The 20,658-nt window shown below is 66.2% G+C and carries 17 protein-coding genes, 1 other RNA gene and 3 pseudogenes; 13 read left to right on the top strand and 8 right to left on the bottom strand.

Translation table 11 applies throughout. The features are described 5' to 3' along the window. Positions 1-3: 3 nt before the first annotated feature. Positions 4-588: a helix-turn-helix domain-containing protein gene (locus KRR38_RS08290; RefSeq protein WP_217400461.1), complete on the bottom strand. Its 585-nt coding sequence runs from the start codon at positions 586-588 to the stop codon at positions 4-6. Between the two features lie 90 nt (positions 589-678). Between KRR38_RS08290 and KRR38_RS08285 the strand changes: the two genes are divergently transcribed. Beyond that, positions 679-1,149: a DUF6456 domain-containing protein gene (locus KRR38_RS08285; RefSeq protein ID WP_217400459.1), complete on the top strand. Its 471-nt coding sequence runs from the start codon at positions 679-681 to the stop codon at positions 1,147-1,149. Between the two features lie 3 nt (positions 1,150-1,152). Here the strand turns inward: KRR38_RS08285 and KRR38_RS08280 are convergent, their stop codons facing one another. Beyond that, complete coding sequence (locus KRR38_RS08280; protein ID WP_217400457.1) at positions 1,153-2,937, bottom strand: ABC-F family ATP-binding cassette domain-containing protein; 1,785 nt, start codon at positions 2,935-2,937, stop codon at positions 1,153-1,155. A gap of 95 nt (positions 2,938-3,032) precedes the next feature. On the opposite strand from KRR38_RS08280, the gene KRR38_RS08275 reads away from it, so the two are divergent. The 3 genes from KRR38_RS08275 to KRR38_RS08265 all read left to right on the top strand — a co-directional run bounded on the left by KRR38_RS08275 (position 3,033) and on the right by KRR38_RS08265 (position 5,523). Further along, complete coding sequence (locus KRR38_RS08275) at positions 3,033-3,329, top strand: PepSY domain-containing protein (RefSeq protein WP_217400455.1); 297 nt, start codon at positions 3,033-3,035, stop codon at positions 3,327-3,329. Positions 3,330-3,395: 66 nt separating this feature from the next. After that, positions 3,396-4,073 (top strand): response regulator transcription factor, encoded by a 678-nt coding sequence (locus KRR38_RS08270; protein ID WP_217400453.1) that lies wholly within the window; start codon positions 3,396-3,398, stop codon positions 4,071-4,073. 7 nt (positions 4,074-4,080) lie between these two features. Then, positions 4,081-5,523 (top strand): HAMP domain-containing sensor histidine kinase, encoded by a 1,443-nt coding sequence (locus KRR38_RS08265; RefSeq protein ID WP_217400451.1) that lies wholly within the window; start codon positions 4,081-4,083, stop codon positions 5,521-5,523. Between the two features lie 56 nt (positions 5,524-5,579). Here KRR38_RS08265 and KRR38_RS35885 read toward each other — a convergent pair whose 3' ends face one another. Continuing rightward, entirely contained in the window at positions 5,580-6,368 is a 789-nt protein-coding gene (locus KRR38_RS35885) for a PEPxxWA-CTERM sorting domain-containing protein (RefSeq protein ID WP_254514691.1), read from the bottom strand. A 203-nt stretch (positions 6,369-6,571) separates the two neighbouring features. After that, positions 6,572-6,892: a chorismate mutase gene (locus tag KRR38_RS08255; protein WP_375293452.1), complete on the bottom strand. Its 321-nt coding sequence runs from the start codon at positions 6,890-6,892 to the stop codon at positions 6,572-6,574. Positions 6,893-6,950: 58 nt separating this feature from the next. Here KRR38_RS08255 and KRR38_RS08250 point away from each other — a divergent pair. After that, a pseudogene (locus KRR38_RS08250) lies at positions 6,951-7,968 on the top strand (polyprenyl synthetase family protein). A 9-nt stretch (positions 7,969-7,977) separates the two neighbouring features. Here KRR38_RS08250 and KRR38_RS08245 read toward each other — a convergent pair. Continuing rightward, positions 7,978-8,187 carry a hypothetical protein gene (locus tag KRR38_RS08245; RefSeq protein ID WP_217400449.1) on the bottom strand — a complete coding sequence of 70 codons (210 nt, stop codon included), beginning with the start codon at positions 8,185-8,187 and terminating at the stop codon, positions 7,978-7,980. A 65-nt stretch (positions 8,188-8,252) separates the two neighbouring features. Here KRR38_RS08245 and hrpB point away from each other — a divergent pair. Beyond that, positions 8,253-10,689 (top strand): annotated as a pseudogene (gene hrpB, locus KRR38_RS08240) (ATP-dependent helicase HrpB). Positions 10,690-10,733: 44 nt separating this feature from the next. Beyond that, positions 10,734-11,012: an ETC complex I subunit gene (locus KRR38_RS08235; protein WP_217400447.1), complete on the top strand. Its 279-nt coding sequence runs from the start codon at positions 10,734-10,736 to the stop codon at positions 11,010-11,012. A 30-nt stretch (positions 11,013-11,042) separates the two neighbouring features. Here KRR38_RS08235 and KRR38_RS08230 read toward each other — a convergent pair whose 3' ends face one another. Then, positions 11,043-11,519, bottom strand: a complete 477-nt coding sequence (locus tag KRR38_RS08230; RefSeq protein ID WP_217400444.1) for a hypothetical protein — start codon at positions 11,517-11,519, stop codon at positions 11,043-11,045. Between the two features lie 108 nt (positions 11,520-11,627). On the opposite strand from KRR38_RS08230, the gene ffs reads away from it, so the two are divergent. The 6 genes from ffs (at position 11,628) to KRR38_RS08200 (ending at position 18,837) form a co-directional block, all read left to right on the top strand. Next, an RNA gene (gene ffs / locus KRR38_RS08225) (signal recognition particle sRNA small type) lies at positions 11,628-11,722 on the top strand. Positions 11,723-11,771: 49 nt separating this feature from the next. After that, positions 11,772-13,586, top strand: coding sequence for a DNA polymerase III subunit gamma/tau (locus KRR38_RS08220; RefSeq protein ID WP_217400443.1), 1,815 nt, complete (start codon positions 11,772-11,774; stop codon positions 13,584-13,586). 13 nt (positions 13,587-13,599) lie between these two features. Then, complete coding sequence (locus KRR38_RS08215; protein ID WP_217400441.1) at positions 13,600-13,935, top strand: YbaB/EbfC family nucleoid-associated protein; 336 nt, start codon at positions 13,600-13,602, stop codon at positions 13,933-13,935. Positions 13,936-14,054: 119 nt separating this feature from the next. Beyond that, entirely contained in the window at positions 14,055-15,734 is a 1,680-nt protein-coding gene (locus KRR38_RS08210) for an amidohydrolase family protein (RefSeq protein ID WP_217400439.1), read from the top strand. A gap of 172 nt (positions 15,735-15,906) precedes the next feature. Continuing rightward, positions 15,907-18,321: an endopeptidase La gene (gene lon / locus KRR38_RS08205; protein WP_217400437.1), complete on the top strand. Its 2,415-nt coding sequence runs from the start codon at positions 15,907-15,909 to the stop codon at positions 18,319-18,321. A 243-nt stretch (positions 18,322-18,564) separates the two neighbouring features. Further along, positions 18,565-18,837: an HU family DNA-binding protein gene (locus KRR38_RS08200; RefSeq protein ID WP_217400435.1), complete on the top strand. Its 273-nt coding sequence runs from the start codon at positions 18,565-18,567 to the stop codon at positions 18,835-18,837. A 109-nt stretch (positions 18,838-18,946) separates the two neighbouring features. Here KRR38_RS08200 and KRR38_RS08195 read toward each other — a convergent pair whose 3' ends face one another. Together KRR38_RS08195 and rlmB are read right to left on the bottom strand one after the other, a co-directional pair. Continuing rightward, positions 18,947-19,753 (bottom strand): hypothetical protein, encoded by an 807-nt coding sequence (locus tag KRR38_RS08195; protein WP_309141181.1) that lies wholly within the window; start codon positions 19,751-19,753, stop codon positions 18,947-18,949. Positions 19,754-19,816: 63 nt separating this feature from the next. Further along, a pseudogene (gene rlmB, locus KRR38_RS08190) lies at positions 19,817-20,558 on the bottom strand (23S rRNA (guanosine(2251)-2'-O)-methyltransferase RlmB). Between the last annotated feature and the right edge of the window lie 100 nt (positions 20,559-20,658).

Genomic DNA, 20,658 nt, shown 5'->3' with positions numbered 1-20,658 from the left:
GAATCAGAGTTTTCGCACCAGCATTTCCGCAACCGCCAGCCAGAGCGGGTTGTCGATGATGACCTGGCGCTGCCCAGCGCCGGGCGGCAGCAGCGCGACGCGCTTTCCGTCACGGTCGATCATCCGGCCGAAAGCGAAGCGCCCGCCTGTGCGCGGGGCCAGCACGTCACGGTTGAGCAGACGGGCGAAGTCTTCCGGTTCATGCTGGCGCAGCCAGAGCTGGTCGCCAGCGCGGTATTCGCCGGCGCTGGCCTCGACCGCCATGGCGACCAGCGGCCCCCCATTGCCATCTCCTCCGCTGAGGTCGATCGGCAGAATGGCGTCGCGCGGGCTCGCCAGCGCTTCGGCGCCGCCCTCGGTAATTCGTGCGATCAGCCGCGGCTGGTCGGTCCCCTCGCTGCGCAGGAGCAGTTCGGGCTCGACGCCGAGCCCGGCGGCGATGCGGTTCATCCAGCCGAGCGACAGATTGCGCGTGCCGGTTTCAAGCCGGCCGATGGTCTGGGCCGTGGTCGCCGGGGTGCAGCGCGCCGCCACGTCGGCCAGGGTCAGACCCTTCTGTTTGCGGATATCGCGAATGCGATTGATCATGGAACGACCCGAATAACCAAATCGGTTTTCTCCTTTCCTACAGCTAGACGAATTTGGCAAGCCATTCGCGGCAACGAGTGGAGATGGCCGATGCAGCGAATCCTGGAAGAACGCGAATTGACCCAAGAAGGTCCCACGCTGCGGCCAGCACGGCGCGGCGGGCGGGGCGTGACGGTCAACCTGGCGGAATCGCCGCTGACCTGGCTGCACTCCCGCGGACACCTTTCCGACGTCCAGTTCGATGCCGGTGAACGGCTTCGTGCCGACTGGGAACGCGCCGCGCTCGCGCCGAGCGTGACGATGCGATGGGATGCCGTGCGGGTGAAAGGAGCGGGCGAAGCGGGGCTCAACCCGACCGAGCGTCAGATCGCCGCGAAAGCGCGCTTCGACGGCGCGGTGGCTGCGGCCGGACCTGGGCTGGCAGACGTACTCTGGCGCGTGGTCTGCGCCGGTGAGGCGCTCCCCGATGCCGAACGTTCGCTCGCCTGGCCGGCGCGCAGCGGCAAGCTGGTGCTCAAGTTGGCGCTCGATCGGGTGGCGGGGTTCTATCGGATAGGGTGATCCTTACCCCTCGACCAACTCCGCCAGCTCCAGCCATCGCTCCTCGGCTGCCTCTTTCTCGGCCTTGGCCTTGGCCACCGTCTCGGTCAACGCGGCGAACTTCGCTGGATCACGTGTGTAGAGCGCGGGATCGTGCAGCGTATCCTCGTCGCGGGCGATCTGGGCTTCGAGCTCCTCGATCCGCTTCGGCAGCAGGTCGTAGTCGCGCTGATCCTTGTACGAGAGCTTGCCCTTGCGCGGCGCTGGCGGGGGAGGGGTAGCCACGGTATCGGTCGCGGCCTTGGCCGCTTTCGCTGCCGTCGGCTTCTTGCGCTGGGCTTCCCAGTCGGCATAGCCGCCCGCGACCACATCCACCTTGCCCGAGCCGTCGAGGCCGAGTGTCACTGTCACCGTGCGGTCGAGGAAGTCGCGGTCGTGGCTGACGATCAGAACGGTGCCGTCGTAGTCCGAGATCACTTCCTGCAGCAGGTCGAGCGTTTCGAGATCGAGGTCGTTGGTCGGCTCGTCGAGCACCAGCAGGTTCGATTTGCGCGCAAACTCGCGCGCCAGCAGCAGCCGGGAGCGCTCGCCGCCCGATAGCGTGCCGACGCGCGCCTCGACGAGGCCGGGGTCGAACAGGAAGTCCTTGAGGTAGCCCTGGATGTGCTTGCGCACGCCGCGCACGTCGATCCAGTCGCCACCCTCGGCGAGGACGTCGCGCACGCGCTTTTCCGGCGCCATCAGGCTGCGCTGCTGGTCGATGACCACGCCGTCGAGCGTCTTGGCGAGCGTCACCGTGCCCTCGTCGGGTGCCAATTCGCCGGTCAGGAGCTTCAAGAGCGTCGTCTTGCCCGAACCGTTGGCACCGACGAGGCCGATGCGATCGCCGCGGGTGATGCGCAGCGAGAAGTCCTTGATGATCGTGCGATCTCCGAACCGCTTTGTCACCTTGTCCGCGACGATCACGGCCTTGGTTTTCGAGCCGTCGGAGGCGATCTCCATCTTGGCGACGCCGGTGGGCGTCAGCATGGCGGCGCGCTGCGCACGCATTTCCCAGAGCTTGGCGAGGCGGCCCTGGTTGCGCTTGCGCCGCGCGGTGACGCCGCGTTCGAGCCAGTGCGCCTCGATCTTGAGCTTGGCGTCGAGCCGGTCGGCATTGCGTGCCTCTTCGGCGAAGACCTGCTCTTCCCAAGCCTCGTAGCCGCCGAAGCCGACTTCCTTGCGCCGCATCGAACCGCGATCGAGCCAGAGTGTCGCGCGGGTCAGGCGGGTGAGGAAGGTACGGTCGTGGCTGATCACGACGAAAGCGCCGTTGTATCGGGTAAGCCAGTCCTCGAGCCAGTCGATCGCGGCGAGATCGAGGTGGTTGGTCGGCTCATCGAGCAGCAGCAGGTCGGGTTCCGAAGCGAGCGCGCGGCACAGCGCCGCGCGTCGCCGCTCACCGCCGCTGGCGTTCTCGGCCGGGCGCGAGAGATCGATGCCGAGCTGGCCGGCGATGGCCTCCACCTCGTGCCGCGGCGGCGCGTCGGGGCCGGACAGTGCGAAATCCAGCAGTGTGTCGAAGCCGGTGAAGAACGGATCCTGCTCAAGCGTGACGATCCGGGTGCCGGGCTGAACAGAGCGCTTGCCCTTGTCGCCCTCGACCTGGCCTGAGAGGAGCTTGAGCAGGGTCGTCTTGCCCGCGCCGTTGCGCCCGATCAGCGCAAGCCGGTCGCGCGGGCCGACGTGGATGTCGAGGTCCTTGAACAGCCAGCCGGAGCCCTGGATAAGGCCGAGGCCTTCCCAGCTTAGAATTGGTGCTATCGCCATAGGCCGCGCACTTGGCGCTTGCCGGTCACATTGACAAGCGGAGAACGGCGCATTCACGCCTTGTTCAATGCTTCGACCTTAGGCACATCGGTGTCATGAGCCGTTTCGCAATCGCTTTTCTTCTTGCTCTTGCTGTGCCGTCCGCCGTCCCCGCGCTTGCCGATCCCGGCACGGTGCAGGGGCAGGTGCGCAAGGACATGCGTTTGGGTAATGTCCGTCCGCTGCGCGAGATCGAGCAGCGCGTGCTGCCGACGATGCCGGGCATGGAATATCTCGGGCCCGAATACGATCCCGCGGCGATGGTCTATCGGCTCAAATTCATCCGCCAGGGCCGCGTGGTCTTCGTCGATGTCGACGCCCGTTCGGGCACGATCATCAGCCAGTCGCGTTAGGCCGTTTGCTTGACGCTTTTCCGCTTTCGCCGCATGGCTTGTGCGATTTTTTAGGGGACACCAGCGATGCGCATCCTGATTGTTGAGGATGAGCCCACTCTGGGCAAGCAGCTCAAGTCGACGCTCGAGCAGACCGGCTATGCGGTCGATCTGTCGGTCGACGGCGAGGACGGGCACTTCATGGGCTCGACCGAGGAATACGACGCCGTGATCCTCGACCTGGGCCTGCCAGAGATCGACGGGCTCACCGTGCTCGGCATGTGGCGCAAGGAGGGGCGCAAGTTCCCGGTGCTGGTGCTGACCGCGCGCGATAGCTGGTCCGACAAGGTCGCCGGGCTCGATGCCGGCGCCGACGATTATCTCGCCAAGCCGTTCCAGACCGAGGAGCTTATCGCTCGCTTGCGTGCGCTGATCCGGCGCGCTTCGGGCAATACTTCGTCCGAGCTGATCGCCGGCGACGTGCGGCTCGATACGCGCTCGGGTCGCGTTACGCTCAACGGCGAGCCGGTCAAGCTGACGGCGCAGGAATACAAGCTGCTGTCCTATCTGCTCCATCACAAAGGCAAGGTCGTCAGCCGCACCGAGCTGATCGAACACATCTACGACCAGGATTTCGACCGCGATTCGAACACGATCGAGGTTTTCGTTACCCGCATCCGCAAGAAGCTGGGTGCCGACGTAATTACCACGATCCGCGGCCTCGGCTACAGCCTCGACGACCCGGCCGAAGCCGGCCGCGGGTGAACCCGGCATGGCGGAGGACAATGCCCCGCCGCTGATCGAAGCGGAAACGCCGGAAGCAGCCGCGTCCGAGCCGGTCTCCGAGGCTGGCAAGGCGAACAAGACGCCCAAGCCGCATACCGGCTCGCTGGCGACGCGCATGATGCTGATCGCTGCGGTGTGGATCGCCTTCCTGCTGCTCGTGGGCGGCGTCGCGCTCGACCGAGCGATGACCTCGCTGATCACGCGCAATTTCGACGACCAGCTCGACTACATGCTGACCGGCATGGTCGCCTCGACCGAGATCGGCCCCGACGGCGAGGTGTTCTTCAACCGCGCGCTAGGCGACCAGCGGTTCCTCGAGCCCAACAGCGGGCTCTACTGGCAGATTCGCGGCAAGGGCCACGACGACTTCGCCTCGCGCTCGCTGTGGGATCGCAGCCTGCAGGTGCAGCTCAATCACTTCGACGCCAAGCCGCATGTCTACGACAGCACCCAGTTCGCCGGCGAGAAGCTGCGCGTCATGGAGCGCTCGATCATTCTGCCGGGCAGCAAGACGCAGTGGTGGTTCACCGTCGCTGCCAGCCGCGGCGAGCTCGACGCGCAGATCCGGCGAGTGCGCGCTATTCTGAGCTACAGCTTCGTTATCCTGGGCTTGGGCCTGCTGGGCATGGCGGGATTGCAGACCTGGTACGGACTCAATCCGCTGCGCCGCGTGCGCCGCGCCATCCAGAAAATGCGCACCACCGGCGCGAACCGCGTTACCGAGCCGCTGCCTCTAGAGGTGCAGCCGCTGGTCGAGGAGCTTAACGCGCTGCTCGGCCATGTTGAGCGGCAGGCGGAAGAAGCGCGGACCCACGCCGGAAATCTCGCCCATGCGTTGAAGACGCCGCTGACCGTGGTGATGAACGCCGCAACCGCGCGGGCGCCGGACTTGTCGGACACGGTGATCCGCGAGGCGGCGGTGATGCGCCGCCAGGTCGATCACCACCTGGCCCGTGCACGTGCCGTCGGCCGCCGCGCGGTCGGCCATTCGCGCGCAAATGTATGGACCAGCGCCGAAGCCGTGCTGCGCGCGGTGACGCGGCTCTATGAGAACACGCGCTTCGACCTCGACGGCAGCCGCACGGCGAATGTCGCGATCGAACGGCAGGACCTCGACGAGATTCTTGGCAACCTGATCGAGAATGCCGCCAAGTACGGCGGCGGCAGCGTCTTCGTCACGGTCTGCGAGGCGACTACGCCAGATACCTGCGAAATCTGGGTCGAGGACGACGGGATGGGCATTCCCGAGGAGGAGCGCATCCGCATCTTCGATCGCGGCGCGCGGCTCGATACGGGCAAGCCCGGCACCGGCCTGGGCCTCGCCATCGTCCGTGACGTCGCCGAGATCTACGGCGGCTCGGTCGAACTCGGCGAGAGCGAGGACCTGGGCGGGCTGCTGGTAAAACTGAAACTGCCGCGGACGGCTTAGCGTCCACGGCAGTTTGTATTCCGGATTGTCAGGCCTGGATCACCAGGCCCGAGAAATCAGGCAGCAACCATGTTGAACCGGACGGTCGCCTTCTGGCGGCGGCGCATCGCAACGCCGGCGAAGCCGATGCCCATGATCATCATCATCCAGGTGCCGGGTTCAGGAACCGCGTTGGTCACGTTGATGCTGTCGATCTTGAAGTAATCATAGGTGGGCTTCGGCGTGCAGCCCCGGTCGTACTTGCCGCAGGTGGTCATGTCGAGAATGGTCGACGCGCCGATGGTCCAGATGTTGTATTCGCTGGTTCCGTTAGCGATCGTGCGGTTGCCGATCGAGTCGCCACCCGGGACCTGAACCGAATTCGGGAGCAGGTTGTTGAAGTTGGTCTGCGACATGTTGACGAGGCTGGGGAACGCACCGTTGACCTGGCCATAGCGGACGGTCGCATCGGTATCGACGTCTTCCCAGCCGATATGGTAGCCGGTGATGTCGACCGGGGTGCTGAACTGGAACACCAGGAAGTCGACCCAGCCATCATTGTCGATGGAATGCTGCGGGCTACCGACGTCGTTGTTGCCGTTGCTGTTGGTGATGCCGAGGCCGCCATCGTATTTCACGACCTGGGCCGCTGTCACCTTCGGCGACGCACCGGTGGTCATGCTCCAGGCCGTGACCTTGAGGCTGACATTCTGCCCGCCGATGACTGTGTTGTAGGTGATCGAGTTGCCGTAGCTGCTGCCGCTGACCGTGCCACCCAGCAGGTCGATATTGGCCGCGTAAGCCGGCGATGACACGAACGCCGCAAAGGTCAGCGCGGCGGCCGCGCCGAGAAGCTTTTTCGTCATCAGGTTATGTCCCTTGTTTTATCAATGCCCCGCCGGAAATCGACCTCGGCGCGGGCGGTACGATCCCGTGCGGCCGGTCCAAATCAGCTGTTCACAATGTGCCAACAATGATTGGGATTAGCTAATGATTCTATTGCGGCAAAAGTGTCCCAGATGTGTCGATCTGGGACGGCGATTCTGCGGGATCGCGCGGTTTGTCGGGCTCAGGCCTTAGCCTGGGCTTGCTCGTGGTGGCGGATGACTTCCTGGATGATGAAGCGCAGGAACTTCTCCGAGAACTCGGGATCGAGCTGCGCGTCGACCGCCAGCGCACGCAGCCGCGCGATCTGGCGTTCCTCGCGGCCCGGGTCGGACGCGGGCAGGCTCCTCTCGGCCTTGTAGGCTCCCACCGCCTGGGTGATACGGAAGCGCTCGGCCAGAATGTGGATCAGCGCCGCATCGATATTGTCGATGCTCGCGCGGTAGCCGGCGAGGACGGGGTCAGGAGTCGCAGAGGTCTCGGTCATCGCCGCACCCGCTAGCATGACCAGCCAATCGACTCTAGACTTGCCTTCGCGCCTTCGCACCTGCAATGCGCGAGGCATGTCGGCAGAAATCGTCCCGTTGCGCGCGCGCGCGTCCGAACCGTCGCTGGCGCCGATGCTGGCGCTCACCGCTCCGGGCATGAACAGCGTCAACGCGGTTATCCTCGATCGGATGCAGAGCCAGATCCCCCCTGATCCCCGCGCTTGCCGGGCATCTGATCTCGGGCGGCGGCAAGCGCATGCGGCCGATGCTGACGATCGCCGGGGCGGAACTTTGCGGCTATCACGGCACGCGCCACCACAAGCTCGCAGCCGCGGTAGAATTCATCCACACGGCGACCTTGCTCCACGACGACGTCGTCGACGGGTCGGACCTGCGCCGCGGCAAGGCGACGGCCAACATCGTCTTCGGCAACCCGGCGACGGTGCTGGTGGGCGACTTCCTGTTCAGCCGAGCTTTCGAGCTGATGGTCGAGGACGGTTCGCTGCGCGTGCTCAAGATCCTCAGCCATGCCTCCGCGGTGATCGCCGAGGGCGAGGTCGACCAGCTTACCGCGCAGCGCCACATCGAGACCAGCGAGGAGCGCTATCTCTCGATCATCGGCGCCAAGACCGCCGCGCTTTTCGCCGCCGCCACACGGATCGCTGCCGTCGTCGCCGAGAAGAGCGAGGCCGAAGAGCGCGCGCTCGAGGACTACGGCCGCAATCTCGGCATCGCCTTCCAGCTTGTCGACGATGCGATCGACTATGATTCCGAGGCTTCGGAAAGCGGCAAGGGTAAGGGTGACGACTTCCGCGACGGCAAGATGACCCTGCCGGTAATCCTCGCCTATGCGCGCGGCAATGCCGAGGAGCGGCGCTTCTGGCAGGACGCGATCGCCGGCTTCCGCGTCGAGGACGAGGACCTGGCCCACGCGGTAGAACTGATCAATCGCCACGACACTGTCAGCGCGACGCGCGAGCGCGCGCGCCACTTCGCCCAGCGCGCGATCGATGCCATCGCCGGCTTCCCCGCGGGCGAAGCGCGCGCTGCGATGGCCGAAGCAGCGGAGTTCGCGGTTTCGCGGCGCTACTGAACGCTGACGTCAGCGCTCGTCTTCGCTCTCATCCTCGTCGTCTTCGCCGCCGCCATTCTCCTCGTCCTCGTCGAGTTGGTCTTCGATGGCGTCGATGATCTGGTCCAGCGCATCGTCGTCGACCATGAATTCGGTCGTCTCGCCGTCCTGGTCCTCGATTGTCAGCAGATAGTCTTCACCGGTGCGCGTGATGCTGAATTGTGCAAGAGCCTTCGGCATGATCGTGGTTCCATTCCCTGGCCGGTCCGATGAACCAGCCCAAGCACGCGTTTGATGGCAGGGCTATGACCGATCTGCCGATCCATGCGGTGATGCCGGACCTGCTGGCGGCCTTGCACGCCGGGCCATCGGCCGTGCTGATCGCGCCGCCCGGTGCGGGCAAAACGACCGCGGTGGCGCCGGCGCTGCTTGGGGAGCCGTGGTGCGAGGGTACGGTGATCCTGCTGAGCCCGCGCCGCGTGGCCGCGCGCGCTGCTGCGGAGCGGATGGCGGAGGTGCTCGGCGAACAGGCCGGCGGGACCGTGGGCTATCTGACCCGGCTCGACAGCAAGCGATCTTCTGCCACGCGCGTGTTGGTGATGACCGAAGCTATTTTCGTCTCGACGATCCTCGGCGATCCCGAGCTTTCCGGGGTCAACGGGGTGCTGTTCGACGAGGCGCACGAGCGCCATCTCGACAGCGACCTTGGTCTCGCGCTGGCGATAGAAAGCCAGCAGGTGCTGCGGCCTGATCTGCGTGTGCTGGTCATGTCGGCGACGATCGACGGGAGCCGCTTCGCGGGCTTGTTGTCCGATGCGCCTGTGATCGAGAGCGAGGGCAAGGCCTGGCCGCTCGCCATCCGCTGGCTGGGGGCACGGCCCGAACTGCGCATCGACGACGCGATGGCTTCGGCGATCCTGACTGCCTGGCGTGAGGAGCAGGGCGATATTCTCGCTTTCCTGCCGGGCGTCGGCGAGATCGAACGGACGCGCGAGCGGCTGGCCGAAAGGCTGCCTTCCGCACTCGTGATGCCGCTTCATGGCCAGGTCGAGCCTGCGGCGCAGCGCATAGCGATCAAGCGCGACGGCGAGGGGCGCCGTCGTATCGTGCTCGCCACCGCCATCGCCGAAACTTCGCTGACGCTCGATGGCGTTTCGGTCGTGGTCGATGCCGGCCTGTCGCGGCGCGCCGAGTTCGACAAGGCGGCGGGAGTCACCCGGCTCGTCACCCACCGCGCCAGCCAGGCCGCCGCCGCCCAGCGCGCCGGCCGCGCGGCGCGGCAGGGGCCGGGCGTGGCCTATCGGCTCTGGGAAGAGGCGGCCCATGCAGGACGGCCCGCATTCGATCCGCCCGAGATGCTGACTTCGGATCTCGCGCCGCTGCTGCTGGCGCTGGCACAGTGGGGCGCGGGCGATCCGGCGGCGCTGCCATGGCTCGATCCGCCGCCTGCCGCTGCCGCCGGCGCGGCCAGGGCCAAGCTGCTGTCGCTCGGTGCGCTCGATCCAGAAGGGCGGATCACCGATCACGGCCGAGCCATGGCGGCACTGCCCATGGAGCCGTCGCTTGCGCATATGCTGCTGTTCGCGGCGGACCTTGGCGCGGCCCAAGAGGCGGCGCGGCTGGCGCTACTGCTACAGGAGCGCGGGCTCGGCGGGCGTGGCGAGGATCTGGCGCTGCGGCTTGACCGTTGGAACGGTGATAGATCGGGAAGGGCCGAGGCGTCACGCAAGCTCGCTGCCGGTTGGGCGAAGCGCGTTCGCGGTTCAGGTAGCGGCGACGTTCCCCTCGGCATTCTCCTCGCCGAAGGATTTCCCGAAAACCTGGCCAAGCGCCGCGACGCGAAGGGCGAGGACTGGCTGACCGCCGGGGGGCAGGGGGCTGCGGCTCGATCCCGCCTCATCGCTGGCGCGTGCCGAATGGCTGGCAGTGGGCCAGGCGCAGGGCGAGGCCAAGGGTGCGCGGATCACCGGAGCGGTTGCGTTGACCGAGGCCGAGGTGCTGCGCTGGCTGGCGCATCGCATCGAGAAGCGCTCGACCCTGCGCTGGCTGGCCGAAGAGAAGCGCGTCGAAGCGTTACTCGAACAGCGCCTCGGCGCAATCACCATCAGCCGCGGTCCCGATCCTGCACCGGACAAAGCCGCGATCGTCGCCTTTCTGGTCGAACGCGTGCGCGAACAGGGACTTGGTCTCGTGCCGTTGTCACACGCCAGCCTCGCGCTGCTGAAGCGCGGGCGATACGCGGGCATCGAGGCGCTGTCGGAGGTGTCCTTGCTCGCTGACCTTGAGGACTGGCTGGGGCCGTTGCTCGGCCGCCGGCTCGATGCGGTGGATAGCGGCGCATTGAACGAGGCGTTGCGCAATCGGCTGACCTACGACGACCGCCAACGGCTGGAGAAGCTGGCCCCTGCCCAGTTCACCAGCCCGGCGGGCACCAGCCACGCGATCGATTACGAGGACGAGGGCGGTCCCTCGGTCGAGCTGCGCGTCCAGGCGCTGTTCGGGCTCGACCTGCACCCCGGCTTCGGCCAGCCATCGCAGCCCTTGCTGCTCAAGCTGACCTCGCCCGGCGGCAAGCCAATCCAGGTGACACGTGACCTGCCCGGTTTCTGGCGCGGCTCCTGGCGCGACGTGCAGCGCGACATGAAGGGCCGCTATCCCAAGCACCGCTGGCCCGACGAGCCCTGGACCGAAGATCCCAGCCTCAAGACGCGCAATGCGTTCGAGGCTTCACGCCGCTCTTGATGCGCCCTCTTGATTCTGGGAGCGATTCGCGGGAAAGCGCGGCTATGACCGCACGCATCTATCAGCGCCCGAAGAACGCCATGCAGTCCGGCAAGGCGCTCACCGACCAGTGGATCCTCGAATTCGCTCCGGCCGAGGCCAAGCGGCCCGATCCGCTGATGGGTTGGGCCGGTAGCGGCGACATGCAGCAGCAGGTCGTGCTGAAGTTCGCCGAACAGGCCGACGCCCAGGCCTATGCGGACCGCTATGGCATCGAAGCTCGCGTCACTCCGACGCCGCCGAAGCACCTGAAGATCCAGGCCTACGCCGACAATTTCCGGTAAAACGGGCGGCCCCGTCCGGGACCGCCCTTCTTACTGCCGCAAGCGCAGCCGGCCCTGAGTATAGGCCGCGCGGCAATCGGTGGCATCGTGCTTGATGTCCGAATCGATCAGCGTCGTGCTGGTCATTCCAGGGCCGCTGAAGCGTTTGTCGTCGCATTCGCCGTCCTTCGAGAACCGGCTGGCATCGTCACCCCAGATGATGTGGTTGACCCCGCTGTCGGCATAGCCCGTATCCTGGGGCTCCTCGGCTCGGCGGCCGCCCTGATAGGTAAGCCGGCCCTGGTTGTAGGCCGAGCGGCAGTCGGTCGCGTCGTGGCGGATGTCGCTGTCGATCAGCGTCGTGTCGGTCATGCCCGGTCCCGAGAAGCGCATGTCGTCGCACTCGCCGTCCTTCGAGAACTTGCTGGCGTCGTCCCCGAAGTCGATGTTCTGGGCATAGGCCGCCTGCGGCGTGCTCGCGACAAGAATCGAAACGATACCAATGATCTGGCTCACGGTTTTGCGCATGAGTATTCCCCCCGTTTGAGGCTCATTTTTTGTCCCAAAGAGCCGCTCGGTGCAACAAACGATGGTCTGCGCGCTTGCGAATTGGCGAAAGCCCCGCCATATGCGCGGCCGGGAGTCGGGCGGGCGCTTGCGTCCGCCAACCTGGTCAGGTCCGGAAGGAAGCAGCCACAACGGGTTGCGGCGGGTCGCTCGGCTCCTTTTTACATTTCGCCGATTGTTTCATTTTCCCCATTGGGGCCCTAGTTTGTGCCGATGGGCGATTCCCCCGACATGTTTGGCAACGAAGCGCCCGAGGGCGATCCCGAGGACGAGGCGCCGCCGAGCGCTGCCGAACTCGAGGAAGCGGGCCAGTCCGCGTTGTTTGGCGAGCCGGCTCCGCCGGCGCCCGCACCCGTAGAGCAGCCCAAACCTACAGAGCAGGCCAAGTCTGCAGCCCCTCCGGCCGCGCCCGCGGCGCAGCCTTACCGCGTCCTCGCACGCAAGTACCGACCGCAGACCTTCGCCGAGCTCATCGGCCAGGAACCCATGGTCCAGACCCTGGCCAACGCGATCCGGCGCGAGCGGCTGGCCCACGCCTTCCTGATGACCGGCGTGCGCGGGGTGGGCAAGACCTCGACCGCGCGGCTGATCGCCAAGGCGCTCAACTGCATCGGCCCCGACGGGCAGGGTGGCCCGACGATCGATCCCTGCGGGGTCTGCGAGCCTTGCGTCGCCATTGCCGAGGGCCGCCACATCGACGTGATCGAGATGGACGCCGCCAGCCACACCGGCGTCGACGACGTGCGCGAGATCATCGAGGCTGTGCGCTATGCCGCGGTCTCGGCGCGCTACAAGATCTACATCATCGACGAAGTCCACATGCTGTCGCGCAACGCGTTCAACGCCTTGCTCAAGACGCTCGAGGAGCCGCCGGCGCATGTGAAGTTCCTTTTCGCGACGACCGAGGCGGACAAGCTGCCCGTCACCGTGCTTTCGCGCTGCCAGCGCTTCGACCTGCGCCGGATCCCCACGCCGATGCTCGCCGAGCATTTCGCGGGGATCTGCGTTAAGGAAGAGGTCCTGGCCGATGCCGAGGCGCTGGCGATGATCGCGGCGGCGGCCGAGGGCTCGGTGCGTGACGGCCTGTCGATCCTCGACCAGGCGATCGCCCATGCCGATCTCGACGCCGACGGCAAGGTCGGCGCCGAACAGGTGCGCGACATGCTCGGGCTTGCCGACAAGAGCGTCCAGCGCCGGCTGTTCGCTGCGCTGCTGGGCGGGGACGGGGCCGGGCTGCTCGGCCTCGTCGCGACGCAGTTCTCGCTCGGGGTCGAGCCGCTGGCGCTGCTGCGCGGGGTCATGGACCTGACTCACCGCGTCACCGTCGCGCAGATCGGCGGAAGTCTTGCCGATGCTGCCTCGGCAGAAGAGCGCGAGGCGGTCGAGGGCTGGGCGAAGAGCCTGACCGCCGGCCAGCTCCACCGCCTCTGGCAATTGCTGCTCAAGGGTTTCGAGGAAGTCCGCACCGCGCCCGATCCGCTGATCGCGGCACAGATGGCGCTGCTGCGCGTGATGCACGCTGCCGATATGCCCGATCCTGGCCAGCTCGTGCGCAAGCTCGAAGACCTGGCCTCGCGGCCGGTCATCGCGGCGCCGGCGGACGGCTCGCCGGGAGTTCCCGCGCCCGCCGCGGTCGCGCTGCCGTGGGAGGCGCTGGTCGAGGAGATAAAGGAGATCGAGGTCGGCCTCGCCACACGGATGGAAATGCAGGTCCGGGTAGTCGAACTCGGCATGGACAAGCTGCGCTGGTCCCAGCCGCCGGCCTTCTCGGAAGATTTCTCGCGTGAGATGCGGGTCGCGCTCGACAAGGTCACAGGGCGGAGCTGGACCGTCGAGCGCTGCGGCGAAACGGGCCAGCCGACCCTGATCGAGAAGCGCGACGCCGCCAAAGCCGCAAGCGAGGAGGCTGTGCGCCGTTCCCCGCTGATGGAAGCGGTCTTCGCCGCCTTCCCGAACGCGCAGGAAATCAGCGAAAACGAGGAGGCCGGCCAGTTCCGCGGCGGCCGCCAATGGAGTCAAAGACGTTGAAGGATTTGGGACGATGAAATCGATGGAAGAGATGATCAAGGCCGCCCAGGCTGCTGCCGAGACCATCCAGAAGCAGATGACCGAAACCCAGGGCAAGCTCGATAGCCTGGAAGTCGAAGGCCTCTCGGGCGGCGGCCTCGTCAAGATCCGCTGCTCGGCCAAGGGCCGTGTCATCGGCGTCGCCATCGACGACAGCCTGATGGCGCTCTCGGAGAAGCCGATCCTCGAAGACCTGATCGCCGCCGCCTACAACGACGCGCGCGTCAAGGCGGACAGCGTGGCGAACGAGGAAATGGCCAAGGCCCAGCAGGGCATGGGCCTGCCCCCGGGGTTCAAGCTGCCGTTCTGACGTTGGTGCCGGGGCTCGACGATTGGCACCGACAGTCAACGAGTAGCCCCGCCGCCTCGGTTATGCTCCCGCAAGGCAGCAGGATCGCAACAGACGATCCCGAGGCGAGGAGTAGGGCCATGGGTGATCTCATCATCAAGGGCGGCACCGTCGTTGACGGCACCGGTGCGCCTGGGCGCCTGGCGGACATACGCGTCGCGGGCGGCACGATTGCCGAGGTCGGCGTTGACTTGCCGGTCCGGGGCGAGCGGGTCATCCGCGCCGACGGTGCGGTCGTCGCACCGGGCTTCATCGATTCCCACACGCATTTCGACGCGACGGTGTTCTGGGATCCCTGGTGCGATCCTATGCCGCAGCACGGCGTGACGACGGTCGTCGCGGGAAACTGCTCACTGGGGTTCGCGCCGATGCGCCCGGCCGATCGCAAAGCGCAGATCGACGTTTTCAGTTTCATCGAAGACCTGCCGGCCGACATGCTCGAAGAGGCCATTCCCTGGAACTGGGAGACTTTCGGCGACTTTGCGGAAGCCCTCTCGCATAAGCCTCTCGCGCTCAATTTGCTGACCTTCGTCGGCCATGCGCAGATCCGCAGTTACGTGATGGGCGCGGACGCGTGGATTCGAGTCGCCACGGCCGAAGAGATCGCGGCGATGGCGGACATTCTCAGCGACGCGCTCACTTGCGGCGCGTTGGGCATGTCCTTCTCGCTCTACGACCGGGACCGGCAGGGGCGGCTGGTGCCATCCTGCTTCGCCGACGACGCCGAAATGGACGCGCTGGTCGCCAAGCTGGGGGAGCACGATGCCGTCCTGCAATTCGTCCCCGGCGATACCACCGACGTCATCATCGGCCAGCTGGAATGGTTCGGCGGGTTTCTCGCCCGGCACAATGTCGTGGGTTTCTACAACATCCTCGTCCATCTCGACAGCGACCCGGAGCGGTCGCGCCGACTTCGCGCCTGCCTGGAAGCGCTGCATCGGAAGGGCGCGCAGATCTTTGGCATGGCCTCGCCGCGTCCGTTCGAGCTTTCCCTCGGCTTCGAGGGGAGCATGTGCCTCCTGGCCGTCCCGGCCTGGAACGAACTGGTTCAGGCACAGCTGCCGGACAAGCGGCGGATGGTCGACGACTCCGCCTGGCGCGACAGGGCGCGAGCTGACGTGGACAGTCACGTCTCGGTGATGTTCCCCTTCGACAAGCCCGATCTGCTGCCGATCAATTCGGTGGCGGATGCCGCCCTGCAGCCCTGGATTGGCCGCACGCTGGGCGATCTGATCGCCGAACGTGGCGGCCACCCGTCGGACGTGCTTGCGGACTGGCTGCTGGAAAACGACTTCGCCGCGACTTTCACTTTCGCGATTGCCAATACCGACCTCGCCGAAGTGGCCGGCATCCTCAAGAGCCCTGTCGCGTTCATCAGCGGCAGCGATGCCGGCGCTCACCTGCAGATGTTCTGCGCGGCCGGTGACACGACGCTGCTGCTTACGCGGTTCGTCCGAGATCGCGGCGACCTGACCTTGGAGGAGGCGGTCCACGCCTTGACCGGCCGGCAGGCCGAACTGCTGCGGCTGCCAGGTCGCGGCACACTGGCGCCCGGCCAGGCAGCCGACATCACGATCTTCGCGCTCGACGAACTGCGCTACGGTCCGCAACGATTGGTCGACGACCTTCCCGGTGGGCGTCAGCGGCTGACGCGCGATCCCGGCGGCTACCGCTACACGATCGTGACTGGTGAAGTCGTCCAGGAGGCCGGGGCCTTGACCGACGCTTTGCCCGCGGGATGGCGTTCGCGAGCGGAATAGCCGGCTCTTTGCTCTATAGGACCGCCCGCTTGCCTCGCCGCTCCCATCCACAACCGCGCGGCAATCCGCCATTGCACCCCGGCAGGGCTGACCCCATATCTCGCAGGAACCGCCGGGACTCTCCGGCTGGGGCGCCCGCCGGGCCTATGGCGGGGCGCCATGGTGGGTGGATATGACCGTGAATTTGCTTCCTCTGCTTCCCCTGCGCGACATTGTCGTCTTCCCTGGCATGGTCGTGCCGCTTTTCGTCGGCCGCGAGAAATCGGTTTCCGCGCTCGAAGCGGCGATGACCGGTGACAAGGACATCTTTCTGCTCGCGCAGCTCGATCCCGGTTGTGACGACCCGGACCGCGACGATCTCTACGACACGGGCGTCGTCGCCACGGTTCTGCAACTGCTGAAGCTGCCCGACGGTACCGTCCGCGTACTGGTCGAAGGCCAGCAGCGCGCGCAGCTCCAGTCGCTGCGCACCGAGCAAGGCGCCAACGGCGAGATGCTGGTCGCGCAGGTCGAATTGGTCGAGCCCGCCGAGGCCGAAAGTGCCGAGATTTCGGCGATGATGCGCTCGGTGGTCGATCAGTTCGGCGAATATGCCAAGCTCAACAAGAAGCTCTCGCAGGATGCCGGCGACCAGCTCGGCGACATTGAGGACGCGGCCAAGCTCGCCGACACCGTCGCCGCGCAGCTTTCGGCCAAGGTGTCCGACAAGCAGGCGCTGCTCAGCGAGATCGACGCGCTCAAGCGGCTGGAGATGGTCTTCAGCTTCATGGAAGGCGAGCTCGGCGTGCTGCAGGTCGAGCGCAAGATCCGTGGCCGCGTCAAGCGGCAGATGGAGAAGACGCAGCGCGAGTACTACCTCAACGAACAGCTCAAGGCGATCCAGAACGAGCTGGGCGGCGGCGATGGCGAGGAAGCCAACGAGATCGCCGAGCTGGCCGAGAAGATCGAGAAGCTCAAGCTCTCGAAGGAAGCCCGCGCCAAGGCGACGGCCGAGCTCAAGAAGCTCAAGTCGATGCAGCCGATGAGCGCCGAGGCGACCGTCATCCGCAACTACCTCGACGTACTTCTCGGCCTGCCCTGGGGCAAGAAGAGCAAGGTGAAGAAGGACATCGCGGGCGCCCAGGCGATCCTCGATGACGACCACTATGCGCTCGAGAAGGTCAAGGACCGCATCGTCGAGTACCTTGCGGTGCAGGCGCGGACCAACAAGCTGAAGGGACCGATCCTCTGCCTCGTCGGCCCTCCGGGCGTCGGCAAGACCAGCCTCGGCAAGTCGATCGCCAAGGCGACCGGCCGCCAGTTCGTGCGCCAGTCGCTGGGCGGCGTGCGCGACGAGGCCGAGATCCGCGGCCACCGTCGGACCTACATCGGCTCGCTGCCGGGCAAGATCGTGACGAACCTGCGCAAGTCGGGCACGTCGAACCCGCTGTTCCTGCTCGACGAGATCGACAAGCTCGGCCAGGATTTCCGCGGCGATCCCGCCTCGGCGCTGCTCGAAGTGCTCGATCCTGAGCAGAACGCTAAGTTCCAGGACCACTACCTGGAGCTCGACATCGACCTCAGCGACGTGATGTTCGTCTGCACGGCGAACAGCCTGAACCTGCCGCAGCCGCTGCTCGACCGCATGGAGATCATCCGGCTCGAAGGCTATACCGAGGACGAGAAGGTCGAGATCGCCGAGCGCCACCTGATCGCCAAACAGCAGGAAGCCCACGGCCTCAAGAAGGGTGAGTTCACGTTGACCCACGAGGGCCTGCGCGACCTGATCCGCTACTACACGCGCGAGGCTGGCGTCCGCACGCTGGAGCGCGAGATCGCGCGGCTGGCGCGCAAGTCGCTGCGCCAGATCCTCGAAGGCAAGACCAAGGAAGTGGTGATCACGCCCGAGAACCTCGGTGACTTCGCCGGGGTGCGGAAATACCGTCATGGCATGTCCGAGGACGAAGCGCAGGTCGGCGCGGTTACGGGCCTTGCCTGGACCGAGGTCGGCGGCGAACTGCTGACGATCGAAAGCGTCACCGTGCCCGGCAAGGGTGCGGTGCGGACCACCGGCAAGCTGGGCGAGGTGATGACCGAGTCCATCCAGGCGGCCTTCAGCTTCGTCAAGGCGCGCAGCCCGGCCTACGGCATCAAGCCTTCGATCTTCCAGCGCAAGGACATCCATATCCACTTGCCCGAAGGTGCGGTGCCCAAGGACGGTCCGAGCGCTGGTGTCGGCATGGTCACCTCGATCGTCTCGACACTGACGGGCATCCCGGTTCGTGCCGATGTGGCGATGACCGGCGAGGTCACCCTGCGCGGGCGCGTGCTGCCGATCGGCGGGCTCAAGGAGAAGCTGCTTGCGGCTCTGCGCGGCGGCATCAAGACGGTGCTGATCCCGGAGGAGAACCGCAAGGACCTCGCCGAGATCCCGGCCAACGTGAAGGATGGTCTCGAGATCATCCCGGTCAGCCACGTCGACGAGGTGCTCGCAACGGCGCTCATGCAGCCGCTTGAGGCCATCGAGTGGACCGAGGCTGACGAACTAGCCAGCCAGTCCGCCGCGCCTCCCGCGGCCGCTGCGGCTGCCTCTCCCACGGCGCACTGATTTCAGGCGCGATCATGCTGCACTGCGGCGACTCGGAAGCCATTCCGGGTCGCCGCTTGCGTCTGCGCGTCTGCAGCAGGGTTAAAATCGCTCGATTCTGTCGAAAAGGCCCTGAAATAGGGGTTATTGGCGCCAATTGTGCGCCATTTCGCTTTGACAGTTTCCCGAAAACTCGCTCAATTCCGGCCCCATTCGAGAGGCGATTCAAGTTTCCGTTCCACTGAAAGGTAGGGGGTTCCCATAATGAACAAAAACGATCTGATCGGCGCAGTAGCGGATACGAGCGGCCTCACACGCAGCGATGCCACCAAGGCGGTCGAAGGCGTGTTCGAAGCCATCAGCGGCGCGCTCAAGAAGGGTGACGAAGTCCGCCTCGTCGGTTTCGGAACGTTCTCGGTCGCCAAGCGCAAGGCCTCCACAGGCCGCAACCCGCGCACCGGCGAGCCTATGAAGATCAAGGCTTCCTCGCAGCCCAAGTTCAAGGCCGGTAAGGGCCTGAAGGACGCGGTCAACTAAGCCTTCCCGCGCGGCAGCGCCTCTCGGCCGCGCCAAGACCACTCGCTTCAATATCGATGCCGCGCCCGATCGTTCAGGCGCGGCATTTGTTTTTTGGGTTCTGAGCCGCTCAGGGCGCGATACGGATCAGCGCGGTGGGTGCGGCAGGCGTGCGCAGGTTTATCGCCCAGGACAGCCTCTGTCCGGCCGTATCGGCCTGCGGCCCTTCGTCGGTGTTGTTTGCCAGCACCGTGCCGTCGGTCGTGATGGTGAAATGCCCGTCGACCTGCGGGAAGGGCGGGGTGCCCTCCTTGGCCGTGATGCCCTGCATCATGCCCTTGAACGGCTCGCCGGTGGACGCAGGCGAGAAGCCCGGGGCATCCACGCGGATGGTGCCGTCGTTGCGCCGCGTGACCTGGACGAAGGCATTGGCCATCGGGAAGCGTTCGATCGTAGGGAAGGCGAAATCGTGGTCGAACCGGCCGGCTATGGCGAAGTCCACGTCGAACAGCCCGTCACCCTTGTAGGTCACGCTTTTCCAGCCGGCCTGGCGGCGTAGCCGTGCGGCGATCTCTTCCGCGGCCTGCGGATTGCTCGGATCGATGCCGCCGAGGATCGCCTTCATCGATTCCGCGTCCCGCCGGCGCTTGTCGGTGGCGCGGGTGCGTTCCTCCTGCCATTCCTGCTTCTGCGTGGCGATCTCCTCGCGGGTGCACGGGCGTTCCTCGATGCCGTCGTCCTTGTGGCAGGCGCTCGGCTCGAAGGTCTTCTTCGCGTCCGCGTCCATGTCGTTCATCATCTTGCTCAGCGCCAGCATGTGGATCTCGCCGGTGTAGCTGAAGGCGAAGCGCCCATCCTTACGGATGTCGAGCGTCGAGGTGAACTTGCCGGGCGCCCAGAGGCAGGCGGCGAGCAGCAGGCTGAGCAGCGCGAGCACGACGTCCCCCGCGCGCCGAGTGGACATGGGCAGCATCGAAGAATCCCCCGTTGTGGTATCTCGTTATCGCGTGGCTACCGCGTAGAGCGCAACCGCGGCGGCATTCGACACGTTGAGGCTTTCCATCGCCTCGCTGATCGGCAGGCGCGCCAGCGCGTCGCAGTGGCCGGCGATGTTGTGCCGCATGCCTTCGCCCTCGGCGCCGAGCACCAGCGCGACCGGCCCCGTGGGCAGGGCCTCGGCCAGCGTAGCTTCGGCCTCGCCGGCCAGGCCGATTCTGCCAGTAGCCCGCCTCGGCGATCTCCTCGAGCGCGCGGGCCAAGTTTACGACGCGCACCCAGGGAAGCACTTCGAGTGCACCCGAGGCCGATTTGGCCAGTGTACCCGATTCGGCCGGAGCATGCCGGTCCTGCGTGACGATCGCGCAGGCATCGAAAGCAGCGGCCGAGCGCATGATCGCGCCGACATTGTGCGGATCGGTCACCTGGTCGAGAATCAGCAGCGGCCGCGCCGGATCGCCTTCGAGCACATCGGCGAGGAACAGGTCGGGCAGCGGCGAGCATTCGAGCACCAGCCCCTGATGCGGGGCGTCCCGCGCCACCAGACGCGCCAGATCAGCGCCCTGGGCATATTCCACGGGAAAATTGGCCGGCAGTTCGCCATCGAGCGATTCGATGCCCTCGCGCGTCGCCCAGAGCTTGTGGTGCGACCTTTCGGGGTTCTTCAGCGCTGCTTCGACCGCATGGCGCCCCCAGAGCCGCACTGCGCCCGTGCTGGCGCGCCCGCTGCCGCGGCCGCCCTTCATACGTCCGGCGCGGCCGCGCAGTGCGCGCCGCGGGCGCTCCTCGGACCGATCACCACCGCGAGAGCTCATTTCAATTCCTCATATACCTTGCGAAGCACCG

Source organism: Novosphingobium sp. G106 (assembly GCF_019075875.1).
Classification (GTDB): Bacteria; Pseudomonadota; Alphaproteobacteria; order Sphingomonadales; family Sphingomonadaceae; genus Novosphingobium.
This window is presented reverse-complemented; position numbering and strand designations above follow the sequence as displayed.

Bases quoted from the DNA above. Each gene is read 5' to 3' on its own strand.
- KRR38_RS08290 (WP_217400461.1), bottom strand. From the start codon at position 588: ATGATCAATCGCATTCGCGATATCCGCAAACAGAAGGGTCTGACCCTG.
- KRR38_RS08285 (WP_217400459.1), top strand. From the start codon at position 679: ATGCAGCGAATCCTGGAAGAACGCGAATTGACCCAAGAAGGTCCCACG.
- KRR38_RS08280 (WP_217400457.1), bottom strand. From the start codon at position 2,937: ATGGCGATAGCACCAATTCTAAGCTGGGAAGGCCTCGGCCTTATCCAG.
- KRR38_RS08275 (WP_217400455.1), top strand. From the start codon at position 3,033: ATGAGCCGTTTCGCAATCGCTTTTCTTCTTGCTCTTGCTGTGCCGTCC.
- KRR38_RS08270 (WP_217400453.1), top strand. From the start codon at position 3,396: ATGCGCATCCTGATTGTTGAGGATGAGCCCACTCTGGGCAAGCAGCTC.
- KRR38_RS08265 (WP_217400451.1), top strand. From the start codon at position 4,081: ATGGCGGAGGACAATGCCCCGCCGCTGATCGAAGCGGAAACGCCGGAA.
- KRR38_RS35885 (WP_254514691.1), bottom strand. From the start codon at position 6,368: ATGACGAAAAAGCTTCTCGGCGCGGCCGCCGCGCTGACCTTTGCGGCG.
- KRR38_RS08255 (WP_375293452.1), bottom strand. From the start codon at position 6,892: ATGCTAGCGGGTGCGGCGATGACCGAGACCTCTGCGACTCCTGACCCC.
- KRR38_RS08245 (WP_217400449.1), bottom strand. From the start codon at position 8,187: ATGCCGAAGGCTCTTGCACAATTCAGCATCACGCGCACCGGTGAAGAC.
- KRR38_RS08235 (WP_217400447.1), top strand. From the start codon at position 10,734: ATGACCGCACGCATCTATCAGCGCCCGAAGAACGCCATGCAGTCCGGC.
- KRR38_RS08230 (WP_217400444.1), bottom strand. From the start codon at position 11,519: ATGCGCAAAACCGTGAGCCAGATCATTGGTATCGTTTCGATTCTTGTC.
- KRR38_RS08220 (WP_217400443.1), top strand. From the start codon at position 11,772: ATGGGCGATTCCCCCGACATGTTTGGCAACGAAGCGCCCGAGGGCGAT.
- KRR38_RS08215 (WP_217400441.1), top strand. From the start codon at position 13,600: ATGAAATCGATGGAAGAGATGATCAAGGCCGCCCAGGCTGCTGCCGAG.
- KRR38_RS08210 (WP_217400439.1), top strand. From the start codon at position 14,055: ATGGGTGATCTCATCATCAAGGGCGGCACCGTCGTTGACGGCACCGGT.
- lon (WP_217400437.1), top strand. From the start codon at position 15,907: ATGACCGTGAATTTGCTTCCTCTGCTTCCCCTGCGCGACATTGTCGTC.
- KRR38_RS08200 (WP_217400435.1), top strand. From the start codon at position 18,565: ATGAACAAAAACGATCTGATCGGCGCAGTAGCGGATACGAGCGGCCTC.